This window comes from Quadrisphaera sp. INWT6, assembly GCF_015390235.1.
GTDB lineage: Bacteria > Actinomycetota > Actinomycetes > Actinomycetales > Quadrisphaeraceae > Quadrisphaera.
The window spans coordinates 792,477-811,310 of sequence record NZ_VUOH01000002.1; the positions used below are offsets into that span (position 1 = coordinate 792,477).

Annotated in this window: 20 protein-coding genes and 1 pseudogene; 4 read left to right on the forward strand and 17 right to left on the reverse strand. The window is 76.4% G+C overall.

Annotated elements, in window-relative coordinates:
- Positions 1–43: 43 nt before the first annotated feature.
- Together F1641_RS08595 and F1641_RS23085 are read right to left on the reverse strand one after the other, a co-directional pair.
- Positions 44–1,051: a methyl-accepting chemotaxis protein gene (locus tag F1641_RS08595; protein WP_309225483.1), complete on the reverse strand. Its 1,008-nt coding sequence runs from the start codon at positions 1,049–1,051 to the stop codon at positions 44–46.
- Positions 1,052–1,196: 145 nt separating this feature from the next.
- Positions 1,197–1,658, reverse strand: a pseudogene (locus tag F1641_RS23085) (GAF domain-containing protein); the annotation flags it as partial.
- A gap of 103 nt (positions 1,659–1,761) precedes the next feature.
- On the opposite strand from F1641_RS23085, the gene F1641_RS08605 reads away from it, so the two are divergent.
- A complete protein-coding gene (locus F1641_RS08605; protein ID WP_206690783.1) occupies positions 1,762–2,874 on the forward strand; it encodes a VIT1/CCC1 family protein in 1,113 nt (370 codons plus the stop codon).
- A gap of 80 nt (positions 2,875–2,954) precedes the next feature.
- Here the strand turns inward: F1641_RS08605 and F1641_RS23090 are convergent, their stop codons facing one another.
- Entirely contained in the window at positions 2,955–3,482 is a 528-nt protein-coding gene (locus F1641_RS23090) for a MarR family transcriptional regulator (protein WP_206690784.1), read from the reverse strand.
- Positions 3,483–3,522: 40 nt separating this feature from the next.
- On the opposite strand from F1641_RS23090, the gene F1641_RS08615 reads away from it, so the two are divergent.
- Positions 3,523–4,074 carry a YceI family protein gene (locus F1641_RS08615; RefSeq protein ID WP_194904455.1) on the forward strand — a complete coding sequence of 184 codons (552 nt, stop codon included), beginning with the start codon at positions 3,523–3,525 and terminating at the stop codon, positions 4,072–4,074.
- Positions 4,075–4,181: 107 nt separating this feature from the next.
- Here F1641_RS08615 and F1641_RS08620 read toward each other — a convergent pair whose 3' ends face one another.
- Positions 4,182–4,679, reverse strand: a complete 498-nt coding sequence (locus F1641_RS08620; RefSeq protein WP_194904457.1) for a nitroreductase/quinone reductase family protein — start codon at positions 4,677–4,679, stop codon at positions 4,182–4,184.
- A gap of 90 nt (positions 4,680–4,769) precedes the next feature.
- Between F1641_RS08620 and F1641_RS08625 the strand changes: the two genes are divergently transcribed.
- Positions 4,770–5,468, forward strand: coding sequence for a TetR/AcrR family transcriptional regulator (locus F1641_RS08625; RefSeq protein ID WP_194904459.1), 699 nt, complete (start codon positions 4,770–4,772; stop codon positions 5,466–5,468).
- Positions 5,469–5,580: 112 nt separating this feature from the next.
- Positions 5,581–6,420: a M15 family metallopeptidase gene (locus F1641_RS08630; RefSeq protein ID WP_194904461.1), complete on the forward strand. Its 840-nt coding sequence runs from the start codon at positions 5,581–5,583 to the stop codon at positions 6,418–6,420.
- 53 nt (positions 6,421–6,473) lie between these two features.
- On the opposite strand, the gene F1641_RS08635 is transcribed toward F1641_RS08630, so the two are convergent.
- The 13 genes from F1641_RS08635 to F1641_RS08695 all read right to left on the reverse strand — a co-directional run bounded on the left by F1641_RS08635 (position 6,474) and on the right by F1641_RS08695 (position 18,806).
- Positions 6,474–6,944, reverse strand: coding sequence for an Hsp20/alpha crystallin family protein (locus tag F1641_RS08635; protein ID WP_194905031.1), 471 nt, complete (start codon positions 6,942–6,944; stop codon positions 6,474–6,476).
- 133 nt (positions 6,945–7,077) lie between these two features.
- Entirely contained in the window at positions 7,078–8,058 is a 981-nt protein-coding gene (gene hemB / locus F1641_RS08640) for a porphobilinogen synthase (RefSeq protein WP_194904463.1), read from the reverse strand.
- Positions 8,059–9,825 (reverse strand): uroporphyrinogen-III synthase, encoded by a 1,767-nt coding sequence (locus F1641_RS23095; protein WP_309225484.1) that lies wholly within the window; start codon positions 9,823–9,825, stop codon positions 8,059–8,061. It lies immediately after the preceding gene.
- A complete protein-coding gene (gene hemC, locus F1641_RS08650; RefSeq protein ID WP_309225485.1) occupies positions 9,822–10,880 on the reverse strand; it encodes a hydroxymethylbilane synthase in 1,059 nt (352 codons plus the stop codon). The genes F1641_RS23095 and hemC overlap by 4 nt, the downstream gene beginning before the upstream one ends.
- Positions 10,877–12,385: a glutamyl-tRNA reductase gene (locus F1641_RS08655; RefSeq protein WP_194904465.1), complete on the reverse strand. Its 1,509-nt coding sequence runs from the start codon at positions 12,383–12,385 to the stop codon at positions 10,877–10,879. Before F1641_RS08655 ends, hemC begins: the two co-directional genes overlap by 4 nt.
- Positions 12,382–13,119, reverse strand: a complete 738-nt coding sequence (locus tag F1641_RS08660) for a redox-sensing transcriptional repressor Rex (protein ID WP_309225486.1) — start codon at positions 13,117–13,119, stop codon at positions 12,382–12,384. The genes F1641_RS08655 and F1641_RS08660 overlap by 4 nt, the downstream gene beginning before the upstream one ends.
- Before the next feature lie 154 nt (positions 13,120–13,273).
- Entirely contained in the window at positions 13,274–13,516 is a 243-nt protein-coding gene (locus F1641_RS08665) for a glutaredoxin family protein (protein ID WP_194905038.1), read from the reverse strand.
- A 91-nt stretch (positions 13,517–13,607) separates the two neighbouring features.
- A complete protein-coding gene (locus F1641_RS08670; protein WP_003792170.1) occupies positions 13,608–13,706 on the reverse strand; it encodes a 30S ribosomal protein bS22 in 99 nt (32 codons plus the stop codon).
- A gap of 104 nt (positions 13,707–13,810) precedes the next feature.
- Positions 13,811–14,017: a helix-turn-helix domain-containing protein gene (locus tag F1641_RS08675; protein WP_139710215.1), complete on the reverse strand. Its 207-nt coding sequence runs from the start codon at positions 14,015–14,017 to the stop codon at positions 13,811–13,813.
- 269 nt (positions 14,018–14,286) lie between these two features.
- Entirely contained in the window at positions 14,287–15,468 is a 1,182-nt protein-coding gene (locus F1641_RS08680) for an acetoin utilization protein AcuC (RefSeq protein ID WP_309225487.1), read from the reverse strand.
- 27 nt (positions 15,469–15,495) lie between these two features.
- Positions 15,496–16,287 (reverse strand): sugar phosphate isomerase/epimerase, encoded by a 792-nt coding sequence (locus F1641_RS08685; protein ID WP_309225488.1) that lies wholly within the window; start codon positions 16,285–16,287, stop codon positions 15,496–15,498.
- A gap of 234 nt (positions 16,288–16,521) precedes the next feature.
- Positions 16,522–18,051, reverse strand: a complete 1,530-nt coding sequence (araA, locus tag F1641_RS08690) for an L-arabinose isomerase (RefSeq protein ID WP_194904467.1) — start codon at positions 18,049–18,051, stop codon at positions 16,522–16,524.
- A gap of 59 nt (positions 18,052–18,110) precedes the next feature.
- On the reverse strand, positions 18,111–18,806 hold the full coding sequence (locus F1641_RS08695) for an L-ribulose-5-phosphate 4-epimerase (RefSeq protein WP_194904469.1): 696 nt from the start codon (positions 18,804–18,806) through the stop codon (positions 18,111–18,113).
- Positions 18,807–18,834 lie beyond the last annotated feature (28 nt).

Consider the following 18,834-nt stretch of genomic DNA (forward strand, 5'->3'; position numbering starts at 1 on the left):
GCCCGGGGCGCCCGCCAGGAGCGCCCCGGGCCCGTCGGGCTCGTCAGGCGAGGATCGCCTTGGTCACGGCGACCTGCTCGGTGAGGACGCCGCTGATGATGCCCTGGGTCTCGTTGATCTCCTCGACGGCGCGGGTGATCTCGTGCAGCGCCGTCGTCACGGCCTCCACCTGCGACTGGATCGCGCCCACCTGGGCGTCGACGTCCGCGGTGGCGCGGGCGGTCTCGCTGGCCAGCTCCTTGACCTCGTGGGCCACCACGGCGAAGCCGCGGCCGGCCTCGCCGGCGCGGGCGGCCTCGATCGTGGCGTTCAGCGCCAGCAGGTTGGTCTGGGAGGCGATGCCCGAGATCAGGGCGACCACCTTGGAGATCGCCTCCGACGACTGCGCCAGCCCGGCCGCGTGCTCGTCGGCGGCCGCGGCCACGGCGGCCCCCCGCTGGGCGACGCCGGTGGCGGCGACGACGTTGCGCTCCACCTCCTCGATGGAGATGCCCAGGTCGCGCCCGGCCTCGGCCAGGCGGTCGGAGGCGGCGATGCGGTCCAGCCCCTGCGCGAGGAGGAAGGCCGCGTTGCGCAGGGCCTCCCGGCGGCCGTCGCTCAGGGCGCGGTCGGAGGTGGTGAAGAAGTCGAGGGTGCCGACGACCTCCTGGCCGACGACGACGGGCAGGCAGACGCCCGCCCTGACGCCGGCGCGGGCGGCGGCGGGAGCGCGCACGCAGTCGGTGACCTGGGCCAGGTCGGGCACGAAGACGAGGTCGCGCGCGGCCCAGGCGCGGCCGGCCAGGCCGGTGCCCTCCACGAAGGTGGCGCCGGCCGTGACGCGGCGGAACTCCTCACCGGCGCTGCCGGACTCCTGCGCGAAGCGCAGCAGGGCCCGGGGGCCGGTCCGGTCGACCGCCCAGTAGGAGCCGTAGCTCCAGCCGAAGCCCTCGCGGATGGTGTCCAGCACCCGGCTGAGCACCTGCTCGACGCTGCTGGCCCCGCTCATGGCGCGCAGGACGGCGCTGGAGGCCGCGACGTCCTTGGCCGTCTCGGCGACGTCCTCGAGCACGGCGAGGCGCTCGACGGCCTGCGAGACCAGGGTGGAGACGGCCCGGAGGCGCGTCGAGGCGGTGGGGCGACATGACCAGGAGGTCGGTGGTGAAGAAGTCCATGGTCCCGATGACCCGGTCACCGGCCCTGACGGGGAGGCAGGTGGCGGAGCGCACCCCCGCGCGCTGCGCGACGGGGGCCCGCACGCAGTCGGTGACCTCGCCGAGGTCGGGGACGAACACGACGTCCTCACCCGCCCAGGCGCGGCCGCACAGCCCGGTGCCCCGGGTGAAGCTGGCCTCCGCGGTCACCTTCCGGAACTCGTCGCCGACGGCGCCCGACTCCTGGGCGAAGCGCAGCACCGGCTCGCGACCGCTGGTGTCGACCCGCCAGTAGGAGCCGTAGGCCCAGCCGAAGCGGTCGCGGACGACGGCGAGCGCGCTGTCGACCGCCGTCGTGACCGACGTGGCGCGGGACAGCGCCTGGACCACCGCGGTGACGGCGGCCACGTCGGCGCGCGCCTGCTGGACCTCCGACACGTCGTCGGCGGTGGCACGGGGGCGGCGGAGCGCCATGGTCCTCCTGGTCGAGCAGCGGGGGGAGATCATTTCCGTTGCCCATGACATCGGCTCCCCCGCCCGCGACTTGAGCCGATCACGGCACCGGCCCGGGGAGCGGCACGGCCGGCCGTACTGTGAGCGCGCCCGCAGCGCACCACCCGGAGGACCCGTGGCCGACGCACCCCGCCCGCCCGCCACCTCCGCGCAGGTGCGGCGCTGGCGGCGCCACCTCGCCGACGAGCTCTACGAGGCCCGCGTGTACCGCCGGCTCGCAGCGCGCCGCTCCGGGGAGGAGCGCGAGGTGCTGCTCGCGCTGGCCGAGGCGGAGGGCCGCCACGCCGCGCACTGGGCCGCGCTCCTCGAGGAGCGGACGGGTGCCCCGGCGCGCCCCAGCCGGCCCGGGCTGGGGCTTCGGCTCCTGGCGCTGCTGGCCCTGCGGATCGGATCGGTCTTCGTGCTGGCCCTCGCCCAGCAGGCCGAGGCGCGCTCGACCTACGGGCGAGAGCCCGACGCGACCGAGGCGATGGCCGCGGACGAGGCGGTGCACGGCGAGGTGGTCCGCGGGCTGGCCGCCCGGGGCCGCGCCCGCGTCTCGGGCACCTTCCGCGCCGCCGTCTTCGGCGCCAACGACGGCCTCGTGTCGAACCTGGCGCTGGTGCTGGGGGTCGCCGGTGCGGGGGTGGGCAGCGGCGCCGTCCTGCTGACGGGCGTGTCCGGCCTGCTCGCCGGGGCGCTGTCGATGGGCGCCGGGGAGTACGTGTCGGTCCGCTCCCAGCGCGAGCTGATCGCCGCGTCCGCTCCGGCGGCGCACGCGCCGTCGGTGGTGCGCGCGCTCGACGTCGACGCGAACGAGCTGGCGCTGGTCTACCGGGCGCGGGGCATGGCCCCCCAGGAGGCCCAGCGGCACGCCGACGAGCAGCTGGCCGGCCTCCCCGCCGACGCGACCGGCCGGGCGGGGTCCGCAGCCGGGGGCGGCGCGGGTCCCGACGACGGCGACGACGTGGTCGGCAGCGCGTGGTCCGCGGCGTCGTCGTCGTTCTGCTTCTTCGCCAGCGGCGCGCTCGTGCCGGTGCTGCCCTTCCTCCTGGGCCTCACCGAGTGGGCGGCGCTGGGCGTGGCCCTCGTGCTGGTGTCGCTGGCGCTGCTGGCCACCGGGGCCGTGGTGGGCGTGCTGTCGGGCGCCCCGCTGCTCCCCCGTGCCCTGCGCCAGCTGGCCATCGGGCTCGGCGCCGCGGCGGCCACCTACCTGCTGGGGCTGCTGTTCGGGACGACCGTCGGCTGACCCGCTGACCCGCTGACCCGCTGACCCGCTGACCCGCTGACCCGCTGACCCGCTGACCCGCTGGCCGGCGCGCCGGCGCCTCAGCGCAGGTGCTCGGCCAGGCGGCCGCAGATGCGGCCCAGGGCCGCGACGTCCCCGGCGGGCAGCTGGTCGAACAGGTGCTCACGCACCCCCGCGACGTGCAGGGGCGCCGCGGCCTCCAGGGCGTCGAAGCCCGCCTGCGTCATGACGGCCAGCACGCCGCGCCGGTCCTCCGGGCAGGAGCGCCGCTGGACCAGGCCGCGCTGCTCCAGCCGGGAGATGGCGTGGGTGAGCCGGCTGCGGGAGTGCACGAGGTCGTCCGCGAGGTCGGACATGCGCAGCGACCAGTCCGGGGCCTCGGAGAGGCGGACCAGGAGCTCGTACTCGGCCATCGACAGGTCGTGCTCGGACTCGTCGAGCTCGCTGCCCAGGCGCCGGACCAGGAGCTGGGTGGCCTCGAGGTACAGGCGCCAGACCCGCTGCTCGTCGGCGTCCAGCCAGCGCGTGGTGGGGGCGCGGGCTCGGCTGCGGACACGGTCACCACTCCTCGGGGGAACAATGTTGAATGTTGAACCATTATGCGTCACAGTGGGGGCGCACCGCATCCCGCACCACCCTGGAGGAACCATGACCACCACGCTCCCCGCCGGTCTCGTCGCCGGCACCTACACCGTCGACCCCTCCCACTCCGAGGTCGGCTTCACCGCCCGCCACGCGATGGTCACCAAGGTGCGCGGCAGCTTCTCCGACGTCTCGGGCACCGTCGTCCTCGACGACGACGCGAGCCTCATCTCCGTGACGGCCGAGATCGCCGTCGCCAGCGTCGACACCCGCAGCGCCGACCGCGACGGCCACCTGCGCAGCGCCGACTTCTTCGACGTCGAGCAGTTCCCCACCATGACCTTCCGCTCCACCTCGGTGGCCCCGACCGGTGACGGCTGGACCGTCGACGGCGAGCTCTCCCTGCACGGCGTGACCAAGCCGGTGACCCTGGACGTCACCGCCGAGGGCGTGGCCACCGACCCGTTCGGCAACTCCCGCGCCGGCTTCTCCGCCGAGACCGAGATCAACCGCAAGGACTTCGGCCTCACCTGGAACGCCGCCCTCGAGACCGGTGGCGTGCTCGTGAGCGAGAAGATCAAGATCTCCCTCGACATCTCGGCCATCAAGCAGGCCTGAGCCCCACCCCGCCCGAGCCGGCGCGCGCCGGCGCACCAGGAGGCCCGCCCCCGACCCCGGGGGCGGGCCTCCTGCGCTCCCGCCGCAGCGCCACCGCGCCTCGCGGCTCAGGCCACGCCGACGAGCCGGAAGACCGGGTGCTTCGGCGCCGCCGCGAGCAGCTCCTCGTCGGAGGCGCCGGCACCGACGCCGTCGAAGAAGGCGCCCACCTCCCACGCCCAGCGGCGCAGGTAGGCGCGGAGCACCGGCACCGCCTCCGCGGCCGGGAGCTCGACCGCGCCGAACGCCTCGCTGCGCCGCCCGGACCGCAGCTCACCCCTCCCGGCGACGCGGAGGTTGCGCACCCACTGCGTGGTGCCGCGCGGCGCCACGAGGTACCGCTCGCCGCCGAGGTCGAGGGGGTTGACCGGCGTCGTGCGCCACTCGCCGCTGGTGCGGCCGCGCACCGCCAGCACCCGCGAGCCGGCCAGCGGCAGCCCCCACCGCGTCATCCGCGCCACCACGGGGTTGAGGAGGTGCGCCGTGACCCACCCCGGCGCGACGTACCGCAGGCGCCCCTCGCCGCCGTGAGCACCGGACTCGTTCGAGAGCGCTGATCTCGCCATGGGTCGAGCATCGCACCGCGGGCAGGTTCGCACAAGAGCACTGCTCTCGTTGCGGTCTGGCGCTCTTGCGCGTGCGACCATGGACGGACCATGAGCACCGCGTCCGCCACCACCACCGCGCGCGAGCGCGCCCGCCGCGAGCTGACCGCCGAGATCCTCTCCGCGGCGCGCCGCCAGCTGGCCGAGGTCGGGGCCGCCGCCCTGTCCGTGCGCGCCGTGGCCCGCGAGCTCGGCCTGGCCTCCTCTGCCGTGTACCGGTACTTCGCCACGCGCGACGACCTGCTCACGGCCCTCATCGTCGAGGCCTACGACAGCGCCGGCGCCGCCGTCGAGGCGGCGGCGCGGCCGACGGCGCCCGGGCGCACGCCGCGCGAGCGGTTCACGGCGGCCTGCACCGCGCTGCGCTCGTGGGCGCTGGAGCACCCGCACGAGTACGCCCTGGTCCACGGCTCGCCCGTGCCGGGGTACCGGGGCGACAGCCGCACCACCGCCGCCGGGTCCCGGGCGCCGCTGGCGCTCCTGCACGTGCTCGCGGACGCGGACCCGGCACCCCGCCGTCCGGTCTCCGCCGCCCTGGCGGAGCAGGCCGCCCGCGTCACGGCCGCCGCCGGCGACGGCCCGGCCGGCCGGGCGGCGCCGGAGGTGGTGGTCGCGGGGGCGCGCGCGTGGACGGCGCTGCTCGGCCTCGTGAGCAGCGAGGTCTTCGGCCAGCTGGCGAACACCTTCGACCCGGCGGACGCCTTCGCGGCCGCCACCGTCGAAGCCCTCGCCGACGACCTCGGCCTGTGACGGCACCCCGCGTCGGGTGCGCGGGGGACGCGCAGAGCCCGCCTCACCTACCCTCGGAGGGGCAGCTCCAGCACCGGGGTGCCGCTGTGAGCGTCCCGGAGGGGGTCCGACCGTGAGCCGGCACCGCGCCCCCTCCCCCGTCACGCGGCGCGGAGCGCTGGTCGCCGGCGCCGCCTGGGTCGCCGGGGCGCTCGCCGCCACCTCCGGCGCCGGCCTGCGGCTGCCCTCCAGCACCGCTCCGCAGGCGGAGGCGCTCATGGCCGCGAGGCTGCCCAGCAGCGCGCCGTCGGCGGCGTCCCCGGCGGCGCCGTCACCGGCTCCGTCGACGCCTGCGGCCAGCACCCCCGCGCCGACGCCGACCTTCGACCGGTCGGCGCACTCCACCACCGACGCCACGAGCCCCTGGGTGGTGGTCAACAAGACCCACCCCATCACCCCCGCCGACTACGCCCCGGCGCAGCTGACGAAGGTCGCCGGCGAGGTCGTGAGCGCGGCCGCCGCCCCCGACCTGGAGGCCCTGCTCGCCCGGAGCCGCGACGACGGCGTCTCGCTCACCCTCGTCAGCGGCTTCCGCAGCCGCGACTACCAGGAGGACGTGCACCGGCGCTCCGTGAGCCGCAACGGCCAGGCGGGCGCCGACCGGTACAGCGCCCGCGCCGGGTACAGCGAGCACCAGACGGGGCTCGCCGTCGACTTCTCCTCCGTGGCGGGGAACGCCACGCTGAGCCCGAGCTTCGGCCAGACCGACGAGGGCCTGTGGCTCGCCGAGCACGCCGGTCGGCACGGCTGGCTGCTGCGCTACACCGAGGCCGACCAGGCCGTCACCGGCTACAACCCCGAGCCGTGGCACTTCCGCTGGGTCGGCGTCGAGCTGGTCGCCGCCATGACAGCGGCGGGCGCCGCGACGCTGGAGGAGTTCTTCGGCGTGACCGGCGGCCCCGACTACGCCTGACGGCGTGGCTCGCGCTCGGTCGTCAGGCGCAGCCGGGACCGGGCCTCAGCCCGTCACGAGGCGCTGACGGCCTCGCGGCCCTGCTCCGCCCCGGTGGCCGCCTCGTGGTGGTCACCGCGGTCGGAGCGAGACACCTGGACGCGCCGCGGCTGGGCCGAGGGCGCCACGGGGACCAGCAGGTGCAGCACGCCGTCGCGGTAGTCGGCGCTCACGCCGCTGGCGTCGAGGCCGTCACCGATCTGGAGCTGGCGCACGAACGACCCGTGCGGCCGCTCCGCGACGAGCACCTCCCGCGAGCCGGCGGCGCGCGTGGAGCGCTCGGCGCGGACGGTGATGGCGCTGCGCTCGGTGGTCACGTCGACGCTGCTCGGGTCGACGCCGGGCAGGTCGAGCTCGACGTGGTAGCCGGCCTCGTCCTTCCAGACGTCCATCGGCATGCGCAGGGGCGTGCGGGCGCCGCTGACCAGCTGCTGAGCCATCCGGTCGAGCTGGCGGAAGGGGTCGCCGAAGGGGTCGAACTGCATGACGGTCACGGGATCCTCCTCACCGGGGACGCAGGCCGCTGCGGCCTGCGGGCACCACCTGCGGTGCCGTCCCGGTGGTACCCGTGGCGGGAGTGCGTCAAACCCGAGTTGAGCGGCTTCCGCTCAACTCGGGTCAGCCCCGGCGGAGCAGGTCTGCGACCTCCGTGGCCCAGTAGGTGAGGGTGGCCATCGCGCCCGCCCGCTGGATGGCCGTCAGGGACTCGAGCACGGCCCGCTCCCTGTCGATCATCCCCGCGGCCGCCGCGGCCTCGACCATCGCGTACTCGCCGGACACCTGGTAGGCCCACACGGGCACGTCGACCGACGCCACCACGTCGCTGAGCACGTCGAGGTAGGGCAGCGCCGGCTTGACCATCACCACGTCGGCGCCCTCGGCCACGTCGAGGCGGACCTCGCGCAGCGCCTCGCGGCGGTTGCCCGGGTCCATCTGGTACGAGCGCCGGTCTCCCTGGAGCGTCGACTCGACGGCCTCGCGGAAGGGTCCGTAGAACGCCGACGCGTACTTCGCGGCGTACGCCAGCAGCACGACGTCGGAGCGGCCGGCGGCGTCGAGCGCCGCGCGGACGACGCCGGTCTGCCCGTCCATCATCCCGCTGAGGCCCAGCAGGGCGGCCCCGGCCTCGGCCTGCGCCAGCGCCATCGCGGCGTAGCGCTCCAGCGTCGCGTCGTTGTCGACGCGGCCCGCGGCGTCGAGCACGCCGCAGTGCCCGTGGTCGGTGAACTCGTCGAGGCAGAGGTCGGCCATGACCACGCAGCGCTCGCCGACGGCCCCGTCGAGCGCCCGCAGCGCGGTGTTGAGGATGCCGTCGGGGTCGTCGGCGCCCGAGCCGCGCGCGTCGCGCACCTGCGGGACGCCGAAGACCATGATCCCGCCGACGCCCGCCTCGACGGCCTCGTGGGCCGCCTCCACCAGCGAGCCGAGCGAGTGCTGGACCACACCCGGCATCGACTGCATGGGGGACGGCGCGCTCAGCCCCTCCTTGACGAACACCGGGAGCACCAGGCGCTGCGGCGCGAGGTGCTCCTGGGCGGTCAGCGACCGCAGCGCCGGCGTCGAGCGCAGGCGCCGCGGCCGCTCAGCCGGGAACGGCACTCAGCGCCGCCTGCGGGCGCCGCCGCGGCGCTCGCTGGGACGCAGCACCGGCTCGCCGGCCTCCTCCGCCTGGGTGCGCAGCTGCGCGCCGTAGGCGGCGAGGGCGTCGACCAGGGCGGCCGTGCTGGCGTGCTCGGCCTGCACGTCGACGCGCAGGCCCAGCTCGGTGGCCGTGGCACAGGTCGCCGGGCCGATGCAGGCCACCACCGTGCTCGGGTGCGGCTTGCCGGCGATGCCGACGAGGTTGCGCACCGTCGAGGAGGACGTGAAGACGACGGCGTCGAACGCGCCGGTCTTGATGGCGTCGCGCACCGGCGCGGGCGGCGGGGCGGCCCGGACGGTGCGGTAGGCCGTGACGTCGTCGACCTGCCACCCCGCCTGCTGCAGGCCCTCGACCAGGGTGTCGGTGGCGATGTCGGCGCGGGGCAGGAAGACGCGGTCGATCGGGTCGAGGACCTCGTCGTAGGGGGGCCACTCGGCCAGCAGGCCGGCAGCGGACTGCTCGCCCTCCGGCACCAGGTCGGGCTCGATGCCCCAGGCGCGCAGCTCGGCCGCGGTGACGCCGCCGACCGCGGCGACCTTCAGCCCGGAGAACGCGCGGGCGTCCAGGCCGTACTCGGCGAACTTGTCCTTGACGGCGCGCACGGCGTTGACGGAGGTGAAGCCGACCCACTCGTAGCGGCCGGTGACCAGGCCGCGGACGGCCTTCTCCATCTGGTGGGGGCTGCGGGGCGGCTCGACGGCGATGGTCGGGACGACCTCGCTGACGGCGCCCGCGGCGGCCAGCCGCTCGACGGTGGTGCTGGACTGCGCCTGCGTGCGCGGCACCAGCACCCGCCAGCCGAACAGCGGCCGCGACTCGAACCAGGCCAGCTTGTCGCGCTTGGACGTGCCCGGGCCCAGCACCGCGACCAGCGGCTCGGGCAGGTGCTCGCCCTCGGCGGCCAGGACGTCGGGCAGGGAGGTCAGCGTCGCGCCCACGGTGCGCTGGGACGTGGTGGTCCCCCCGGAGGTGACGGCCACCTCCAGGGAGCCGGAGCGGCCGGCGGCCACGAGCGCCTTGGCGGCGCCGACGACCTCCTCGGCGGTACCGGTGATGACCACGGTGCCGGGCACGGAGCTGACGGCGTCGACGGCCGCCTCGCCCAGGGCCGCGTCGAGCACGTGCACGTCGCTGCAGCGGGCGGTGGCGGTCGCGATGCCCGCGTACAGCGGCACGGCGGTGGCCACCGAGACGCCCGGGACGACCTCGACGGCCGCACCCGCGCGGCGGGCGGCGGCGAGCTCGTCGGCGAGCTGGGGCGAGCTGGCGGCGTCGCCGGAGAACAGGCGCACGACCCGGCGCCCGGCGCGGGCGGGGGCCAGGGCCAGCTTGGCCCGGGCGGCACCGGTCAGGGGGGCGCCGCCGTCGGCGGGGGCGGTCTCGACGAGGTCGACGTCCGCGCGGCAGTGGCGCTGGACGGCGGCGAGCGCGGCCGCGTCGGAGGCGCCCGTGGCGCTGGCCTCGGCCCCGCGGTCGACGACGACCACGTCGGCGGCGGCCAGCAGCTCGGCGGCGCGCAGGGTCAGCAGGCCCGGGTCACCGGGACCGGCGCCCACGAAGGCCACCGACGGCGCGGCGGGCTGCGAGGGGGTCGGGGCGGGCGCGGAGGGGGTCGCAGCGGCGGGGACAGCGGCGGGAGCGGTCGTCGCGGCGACGTCCGGCGCGGTGGTCACCGCGTCGGAGGAGGCCCCTGCGAGTGCAGGAGCGGCGGTGGGCGGGGTCACGGGTGCACCCTCTCCGGCGGCACGGGGGCCGCCGTCTCGTGAGCGATCGGGGGGTGGGCGGGGTCGAGGGGTGGGGCGGGGCTGGCGTCAGGGCTGGCGTCAGGGGTGTCGTGGGGGGTGGGGCCGGAGGTGGCCAGGGGGCCGAGGGCGGGCGAGCCCGAGGCCAGGAGGTCGGCCGCCACGCGGCGTCCGGTCTCGGCGGCCGCCGCCAGCGGGCCCCGCCCGGACCGCTCCGCGGTGGCGGAGCCGTCGAGGGAGGCCACCAGCGCGCGCAGCTGCAGCTCGCCACCGGCGTCGACGAGGGCGAGCGCGCCGAGCGGGGCGGCGCAGCCCGCCTCGAGGGCCGCCAGCAGCGAGCGCTCGGCCTCGACGGCCGCGCGGGTGGGCGCGTCGTCCAGGAGGGCGCAGGCGCTGCGGACGGCGTCGTCGTCGGCCCGGCACTCGACCGCCAGGGCGCCCTGCCCGGGGGCGGGCAGCATGGTGCCGGGCTCGAGCACCTCGGTCACCTCGTCGGCGCGGCCGAGGCGGACCAGGCCGGCGCGGGCCAGGACCACGGCGTCGACCTCGCCGTCGGAGACCAGGCGCAGGCGGGTGTCGACGTTGCCGCGCACGTCCACGACCTGCAGGTCGGGGCGGGCGGCCCGCAGCTGCGCAGCGCGGCGCGGTGAGCCGGTGCCCACGCGCGCCCCCTCGGGCAGCTCGGACAGGCGCAGGCCGTCACGGGCCACGAGCACGTCGCGCGGGTCCTCCCGGGGCGGCACGGCGGCCACGACCAAGCCCTCGGCCGGGGCCGTGGGCAGGTCCTTGAGGGAGTGGACGGCGAGGTCGACGCGCCCCTCGAGCAGCGCGTCGCGCAGCGCGGAGACGAAGACGCCGGTGCCCGCGGCGGCCATGGCCGTCAGCGGCACCCGGGAGACGTCGCCGTGGGTCGTGACCTCGACCAGCTCGACCTCGCGCCCGGTGCGCTCGCGCAGCGCGGCGGCCACGTGCTCGGACTGGGTGCGCGCCAGCAGGCTGCGCCGGGTGCCCAGCCGCAGGGCGGGGGCGCCGCTCACAGCTCGCTCCGCTCGTGGGAGGCCCCGGCACCGGCGCGCAGGACGTCGGCCACGCTGCCCACACCGGTGGTCGCGGTCGACGCGGTGGCCACCGGCAGCGCCACGCTGCCGCCGTCGAGGGCCTCCGGCGCGGCGTCGGCGGGACCGCCCAGGTCGAACAGCGCGCGCAGCGCCGCGGCGTACCCGTCGCCGTGGGCGCCGTCGGCGGCCAGCGCCTTCACGCGCACGGTCGGGGTGTGCAGCAGCTTCTCGGTGACGCGGTGGACCGCCAGCTCGGCCTCGGCCACCAGCCGGGGGTCGGCGTCCGGGCCGAGGCGGCCGCGCAGGCGCGCGACCTCGCTCTCGACGACCTCGCGGGCCAGGGAGCGCAGCGCCGCGACCGTGGGGGCCACCGACGCCGCGCGCTGCTCGGCGAGGTAGCCGGAGACCTCCCCGGCCACCACCGCGCGCGCGGCGCGCAGGCTCACCGCGACGCCGGCCAGTCCGTCCGCGCCAGCCGCCGGAGCCGCCGGGATCACCGGGGCCTCGGCCTCCGGGACCTCGGCGGCGGGGGCGAGGCGGCGGCGCAGCGCGTCCAGGCCCACCAGCTCGACGCCCGGCAGCTCGCCGGCGGCCGGGTCGACGTCGTGGGGCAGGGCGAGGTCGACCACCAGCTGCGGCGCCGCCCCCAGGGGGCCGGGCCAGGTGGCGGCGCGGTCGCCGCGGGCGGCCGACAGCAGCTCGGCGTCGACCACGGCGCCAACCGCGCCGGTGCACGAGACGACGACGTCGGCCTCGGCGAGGGCCGCGCGCAGCGCGCCCGGCTCCTCCAGGCCCAGCCACGTGCCGCCGACGGCGCCGGCGAGGCGCTCGGCGCGGGCGGGGGTGCGGTTGGCGACGGCGATGGAGCCCAGGCCGAGGCGGTGCAGGGTCGTGGCGGCCAGGGCGCTCATCGAGCCGGCCCCGATGACCAGCGCACGGGCCTGCGCCAGCGGCCCGACGACCTGCTCGGCGCCGTCGAGGGCGGCCTCGACCAGCGACCGGCCGGCGCGGTCGAGCCCGGTCTCGCTGTGGACGCGCTTGCCCACGCGCAGGGCGCGCTGGACCAGCGGGTCCAGGACGCGGCCGACCGTGCCGTCCTCCTGGCCGCGGCGCAGGGCGGCGCGGACCTGGCCGAGCACCTGGGACTCGCCCAGCGCCATCGACTGCAGGCCGGAGGCCACCGAGAAGAGGTGCTCGACGGCGCGGTCGCCGAAGGCGAAGACGAGCGACTCGCCCAGGTCGGCCAGGGGCAGGCCCATCCGGTCGGCCAGCGCGGCAGAGAGGTCGTGCACCCCGGTGTGGAAGGCGCTCACCTCGGCGTAGACCTCGACCCGGTTGCAGGTGGCCAGCACGGCGGCCTCCTCCACGGCGCCCCCGCACAGCTCGCGGGCCAGCTCGCGGGCGCCGTCGGCGTCCAGCGCGGCCCGCTCCAGCAGGGCGATGGGGGCGGTGCGGTGCGACAGGCCCACCACGAGCAGGCTCACCGGGACGCCCCCGCCCGCTCGGGCGCGGCGACCTCGAGCACCGGCGGCCCCTCGGCCCCGGCCGCAGCGCGGCGGCGCTCGCGGAAGGCGAGGATCGCCAGCTCGGTGGAGAGGTCGACGCTGCGCAGCTCGACGCCCGCGGGGACGTGCAGCTCCACCGGGGCGAACGACAGCACGCTGGTGATCCCGGCGGCCACGACGGCGTCGCAGGCGCTCTGCGCTGCACGGGCGGGGACCGCGAGCACCGCGATGCGCACGCCGTGCTCGGCGACGACGGCTCCGACGCTGTCGGCGGGGAGCACCTCGAGCCCGGCCACCCGCTCGCCGACCACGGCCGGGTCGGCGTCGAGCAGGGCCACCACGCGGGTGCCGCGCGGGGCGAACCCGCTGAAGTTGGCCAGCGCGTGGCCCAGGCTGCCGACGCCGACGATGACCACGGGCCACTCCTCGGCCAGGCCGAGGCAGCGGCCGACGTGCTGGACCAGGGTGGCCACGTCGTACCCGACGCCGCGGACCCCGTAGCTGCCCAGGTGGGACAGGTCCTTGCGGAGGGTCGCCGAGCCGACGCCGGCGAGCAGCGCCAGCTCCTCGCTCGAGACGGTGGCGACGCCGCGCTCACCCATCCCGGTCAGCACCCGCAGGTAGACGGGGAGCCGTGCCACGGTGGCGTCGGGGACGCCCCGGGTGCCGTCGCGCTGGGTGCGCAGCGGCGGAGCGGCGTGCGGGGTGGTCACGGTGTGGCAGGGCTCCTGCTGGCGGCGGCGGCGGTGCTGGTACTACTGGTGCGTCCTGTGCGCTGAACCGTCTGCGGACCCGACGCACCAGTGGCAGCCCGTGCGCGGTGGCGCGGACAGCCCAGCCTAGGCACTTGTGAACGGCAGAACAAAGTCAGCGCGCGTCGAGCGCTGCCCGCAGCTCCGCCTCGTCGATGCGCCAGTGGGCGTGGTGGCGCCCGTCCACGGTGACCACGGGGACCAGGTCGCTGTAGCGGGCCACGAGCTCGGGGTCGGCGTCGACGTCCTGCTCGCGCCACGAGGCGCCGGCGGCGGCGCACGCCCGCCGGACCTGCTCCCGGGCGACCTCGCACAGGTGGCACCCCACCCGGCCGTACAGCACCACGCGCTCCTGCATCACCCGGAGAGGCTAGTCGCCGGCGCGGCCGCGCCCGGACAGCACGAGACCCGCACCGCGAGCTCGCGGTGCGGGTCTGCAGCTGGGGCGCCTACTTCTTGTTGCGGCGCTGGTGACGCGTCTTGCGCAGCAGCTTGCGGTGCTTCTTCTTGGCCATCCGCTTGCGGCGCTTCTTGATGACAGAACCCATCGTCCCTCAGATCCCTCGGGGCAGCGGTGCGCGCTGCCGGCTGGTGCTCCTGGCGCCCAGACTACCGACCACCGGCCGGGTGAGCACCCACCGCCGGCAGGGGGTCACATCGCCTCGGTCTCCACGAAGGAGTGGGCCAGGTACTGGTCGACGGCCGTCTCCGGGACCCGGAACGAGCGGCCCACGCGCACGGCGGGCATCTCCCCCGAGTGCACGAGGCGGTACACCGTCATCTTCGACACGCGCATCATCGTGGCCACCTCGGCCACGGTGAGGAAGCGCACACCGCTGAAGTCGCGGTCCATCGCCATCGTTCCTCCTGGTCTGGCGGTGGCCCTCTGCGGGCCCCTGCACACTGACAGTAGTGGCACGTGTGACGGTTGGGGAAGTCGTTGCGCGAGTTACAACCGTGTGAGATGCCCGAGCGGCTCTCGCGGGGCCTCCCCGGGCTCCCACTGTGACCCCGCCGGAGCACCCGCGCAGGGACTCCGCTGCAGGTGGGAGCCGTGTCGCGGCGTGTCTCGGCGGCGCGCCGGACGGCCCCCGGGCCGACCGCGACCCAGCGGCCGGCGGGTGGGGCTCAGTCGAACCAGGGGTCCAGGCCGTGGTTCGGGAAGACCGCCCGCCGGGTGGCCAGCACCGCGCGGTCGAGGGGGTCGGAGGGGTCGGCCCCGGCCTCCCACGGGGTGTACCAGGCGTCGGCGCCGTCGGTCATGGACAGCGGGGCGTCCCAGCCCTGCGCCTCCACGTGCTCCCGCCACGAGGCCGGCACCGGCGTCGCCGGGGGCACGGGGGCGTGGGCGGCGATGCCCAGCAGGTGCGACCAGACCCGCGGTACGACGTCGACGACGTCGTAGCCGCCACCACCGGTCGCGACCCAGCGCCCCCCGCAGACCTCGTGGGCGAGCTCGTGCAGCGACCGCGCCGCGGCGCGCTGCGCGTCCACGCTCACCGAGAGGTTGGCCAGCGGGTCCTGGGCGTGGGCGTCGGCGCCGTGCTGGGTCACGATGACGTCGGGCCGGAAGCTGCGCACCAGGGGGTGCGCCACGGCGTGGAGCGCCCGCAGCCACCCGGCGTCGGCCGTCCCGGCGGGCAGGGCGACGTTGACGGCGCTGCCCTCGGCGCCGGGGCCCCCGGTCTCCTCCGGCCACCCGGTGCCCGGGAAGAGCGTGCGCCCCGACTCGTGCAGCGAGATGGTCATGACGCGCGGGTCGTCCCAGAACGCCACCTCCACGCCGTCGCCGTGGTGGACGTCGAGGTCGATGTAGACCACGCGCTGGGCCCCGCGGGCGAGCAGGTGGCGGATGGCGACGACGAGGTCGTTGTAGATGCAGAACCCCGCGGCGCGGTCGGGCATCGCGTGGTGCATGCCGCCGCTGACGTTGACGGCGTGCTCGGCCTCGCCGGACCACACCGCCTCGGCGCAGTCGGTGCTCGCGGCCGCGAAGCGCGCCGAGGTCTCGTGCATGCCGGCGAAGACCGGGTCGTCGTCGGTGCCGAGGCCGTGGGCGAGGTCGACCCGGCGCGGGTCGGCCGAGACCCGCCGCACGGCGGCGACGTAGGCCGGGTCGTGGGCCGTGAGCAGCAGCTCGTCCGGTGCCACGCGCGACCCGACGACGCGCACGCCGGGCGCCGACAGCAGGCCGAGGTCGCGGGCGAGGCGCGCCGTCAGGTCGAGCCGGAGGGGCGCCATGGGGTGGCCGGGGCCGAAGTCGTGCGCCGAGAGCGCGTCGTCCCACACCACGAACGCGCCACCGGTCACTCCTGCACGCTAGCGGCGCCCCGGCGGTCAGGCGGGCGCGGGGACCTCGAGGTGCCGGCGGGCGAAGGCCAGGGCGCTCGCGAGCGCCGCGCGGCGCTCGTCGGGACCGCGGCTGGTGCGGGTGGTGACCTCGACGCACGCGTCGCCCTGCCACCCCGTGGCGGCGAGGTGGGCGAGCAGCTCGGCGACCGGCTGCGACCCCTCGCCGGGGAGCAGGTGCTCGTCCTTCGGGGAGCCGTTGCCGTCGGTGAGGTGCAGGTGCCTCAGGCGGTCGCCCATGCGCTGCGCCATCTCGAGGCAGCTGGTCCCGGCCGTGGCGGCGTGGGAGACGTCGAGCAGCAGCGCGTCGTAGTCGCGGTCGCACGGGTCCCAGCTGGGGAGGTAGGCGGCGAACTCCCGCCCGCCGGCGCGCCACGGGTACATGTTCTCGACCACAAGGGTCACGTCCTCGGCCTGGGCGATGCGCCGCACCCCGGCCTCGAAGCCGGTGGCGTACTCCTTCTGCCACCGGAAGGGCGGGTGGACGACGACGGTGCCGGCCCCCAGCCCCTTCGCCATGCGCGCGGCGCGCTCGACCTTGGCCCAGGGGTCGCGGCCCCACACGCGCTGGGTGAGCAGCAGGGTGGGTGCGTGGACCGAGGTGACCGGCACGCCGAAGTGGTCGGAGAGCTCGGCGATCGCGTCCTCGTCCTGGCTGACCGGGTCGGTCCAGACCATGACCTCGACGCCGTCGTACCCGAGGCGGGCGGCCATCTCGAACGCGTCGGCAGCCCCCTGGGGGTACACCGAGGCCGTCGAGAGGGTCACGGCGACAGGCACGCGATCACCCTACGGTCGGGGCGCGCACCCCACCCGGTGGACCGGCCCCGGCGCCGGTGACGGGCTCCCGAGGAGCGATCACGGACTTCCGGTGCCGTCGCCCCAGGAGCTGTCGCTGGAGCCCCGTGATCGACGAGCGCCCGCGCCCGGACGTGGGGGCGCACCGGTCCCCGCCCGGGTCGACGGGCGGGGACCGGTGCGCGGTCTGGTGCGGCCCGGTGGGCCGCGGGCGGGTCAGACGCCGCGCTGAAGGACGCGGTAGGCGCTCTCCCAGCGCAGCTCGCGCTTGAAGGAGCGCGTCGTCGTCCCGCGGCCGATGATCGCCAGCTCGGTGCCGACGACGTCGGCCAGGTCCTCGAGGACCTCCAGGCCGAACTGCGTGGACATCACCGTGTGGTGCGGGCCGCCGGCCTCGAGCCAGCACTCGGTGGAGGTGCGCCAGTCGGGCAGGGGCTCCCAGACGGCGCGGGCCACGGGCAGGTTGGGCAGGTCCTGCGGCGGGGTCACCACGCGCACCTCGTTGGCCACCAGGCGGAAGCGCTCGCCGAGGTCGGACCAGCCGACGATGACGGCGTCGCCCGGGTCGGCGGTGTGCACCATGCGGACCGGGTCCTCGCGGTCGCCGATCCCGAGCGGGTGCACCTCGATGCGCGGCGTGGAGGTGGTGATGGTCGGGCAGACCTCGAGCATGTGGGCGCCGAGGATGCGCTGCGGCTGACCCGGCGCGAGGTCGTAGGTGTAGTCCTCCATGAACGCCGTGCCACCGGGCAGGCCGGCGCCGGCCGCCTTGAGCACGCGCGTCAGGGCCGCGGTCTTCCAGTCGCCCTCGCCGGCGAAGCCGTAGCCGTCGCCCAGGAGGCGCTGCACGGCCAGGCCGGGCAGCTGGCGCAGGGTGCCGAGGTCCTCGAAGTTGGTGGTGAACGCCTCGGCGCCGTTGGCCTCGAGCACGCGGCGCAGCGCCACCTCGATCTTGGCGCCGTAGTGCAGGGAGTCGGCGCGCTCGGCGCCGGGCAGCAGCTCGGGGGCCACCTCGTAGCGGTCGGCGTACTCAGCCACCAGCGCGTCGGCCTCGGCGTCGGAGACCTGCAGGACGACGTCGGCCAGGGCGTTGACGCCCAGGGCCTCGACGTCGACGCCCCAGCGGATCTGGGCCTCGACCTTGTCGCCCTCGGTCACGGCGACGTTGCGCATGGTGTCGCCGAAGCGGACCAGCTTCAGCGAGCGCGCCACGGACGCGGCGACGGCCGCGCGGGCCCACTCCCCCACGCGCTGCTGCACGCCGGCGTCACCGGCGTAGCCGGCCACCGTGGTGCGGCTGGAGCGCAGGCGCGACAGGACGTAGCCGAACTCCCGGTCGCCGTGGGCGGCCTGGTTGAGGTTCATGAAGTCCATGTCGATGGTCGCCCACGGCAGCGCCGGGTCGGCCTGGGTGTGCAGGTGCAGCAGCGGCTTGGACAGCACCGACAGGCCGGCGATCCACATCCGGGCCGGGCTGAAGGTGTGCATCCAGGTGATGACGCCGGCCACCGAGTCGTCGGCGCTGGCCTCGAGCATGACGCGGCGGATGGCGTCGGAGCTCTTCACCACGGGCTTCCAGACGACCTTCACGGGGACGACGTCCGCGCCGTCGAGCAGCGCCACCACGCGCTGGCTCTGCTCGGCCACCTGGGCGAGGGTCTCCTCGCCGTACAGGTCCTGGCTGCCGGTGAGGAACCAGACCTCGCGGGGGGAGAACGGGTCGAGCAGGGGTGACGTGTGGCTCATGGGTGCGTGGTCAGCCTTCCGTGGGGTGTCGCGCTCGTGCTGGGGCCGCGTCGTCGCGGTCAGCGCTGGCCGTAGACGTTCTGGTAGCGGTTGAAGAGCCTGTCGACGGCGTCCTGCGGGAGGGGCAGGGGCTCGCCGTGCTGGCGGGAGAGGTGGACCGTGCGCGCGACGTCCTCCGTCATGACGGCGGCCTTGACCGCCGAGCGCGCGTCCTTCCCGATGGTGAAGACGCCGTGGTTCTGCATCAGGACGGCGGGGCTGCGCGAGCCCTCGAGCGTCGCGACGACGCCGCGGCCGATGGAGTCGTCGCCGATGATCGCGAACGGGCCCACGGGGATCGGGCCGCCGAACTCGTCGGCCATGGCCGTGAGCACGCACGGGATGGACTCCCCGCGCGCCGCCCACGCCGTGGCGTAGGGGCTGTGCGTGTGCACCTGGCCGCCGACGTCGGACCGGGAGCGGTAGACGAAGGCGTGGGCGGCGGTGTCGGAGCTGGGGCCGTGCTCGCCGTCGACCAGGTTGCCGTCGAGGTCGCACACGACGACGCCGCGCCAGTCGAGGGTCTCGTAGTCGACGCCGGAGGCCTTGATGACGAACAGGTCCTCACCGGGGACGCGCGCCGAGACGTTGCCGGCGGTCCAGGTGACCAGCTGGTAGCGGACCAGGTGGCCGTGCAGGGCGGCCACCTCCTCGCGCAGGCGGCGGTGGGTGCCGCGCTCGCCGCGGGCCGGGACGCCGGGGGCGGTGGTGCTCATCGGTCTCCTCCTGGGGGCGGCCCGCACG

What these genes read in the sequence shown, in the direction of transcription:
- F1641_RS08615 (WP_194904455.1), top strand. Translation starts at nt 3,523, where the DNA reads ATGACCACCACGCTCCCCGCCGGTCTCGTCGCCGGCACCTACACCGTC.
- F1641_RS08620 (WP_194904457.1), bottom strand. Translation starts at nt 4,679, where the DNA reads ATGGCGAGATCAGCGCTCTCGAACGAGTCCGGTGCTCACGGCGGCGAG.
- F1641_RS08625 (WP_194904459.1), top strand. Translation starts at nt 4,770, where the DNA reads ATGAGCACCGCGTCCGCCACCACCACCGCGCGCGAGCGCGCCCGCCGC.
- F1641_RS08635 (WP_194905031.1), bottom strand. Translation starts at nt 6,944, where the DNA reads ATGCAGTTCGACCCCTTCGGCGACCCCTTCCGCCAGCTCGACCGGATG.
- F1641_RS08665 (WP_194905038.1), bottom strand. Translation starts at nt 13,516, where the DNA reads ATGCAGGAGCGCGTGGTGCTGTACGGCCGGGTGGGGTGCCACCTGTGC.
- F1641_RS08670 (WP_003792170.1), bottom strand. Translation starts at nt 13,706, where the DNA reads ATGGGTTCTGTCATCAAGAAGCGCCGCAAGCGGATGGCCAAGAAGAAG.
- F1641_RS08675 (WP_139710215.1), bottom strand. Translation starts at nt 14,017, where the DNA reads ATGGCGATGGACCGCGACTTCAGCGGTGTGCGCTTCCTCACCGTGGCC.
- araA (WP_194904467.1), bottom strand. Translation starts at nt 18,051, where the DNA reads ATGAGCCACACGTCACCCCTGCTCGACCCGTTCTCCCCCCGCGAGGTC.
- F1641_RS08695 (WP_194904469.1), bottom strand. Translation starts at nt 18,806, where the DNA reads ATGAGCACCACCGCCCCCGGCGTCCCGGCCCGCGGCGAGCGCGGCACC.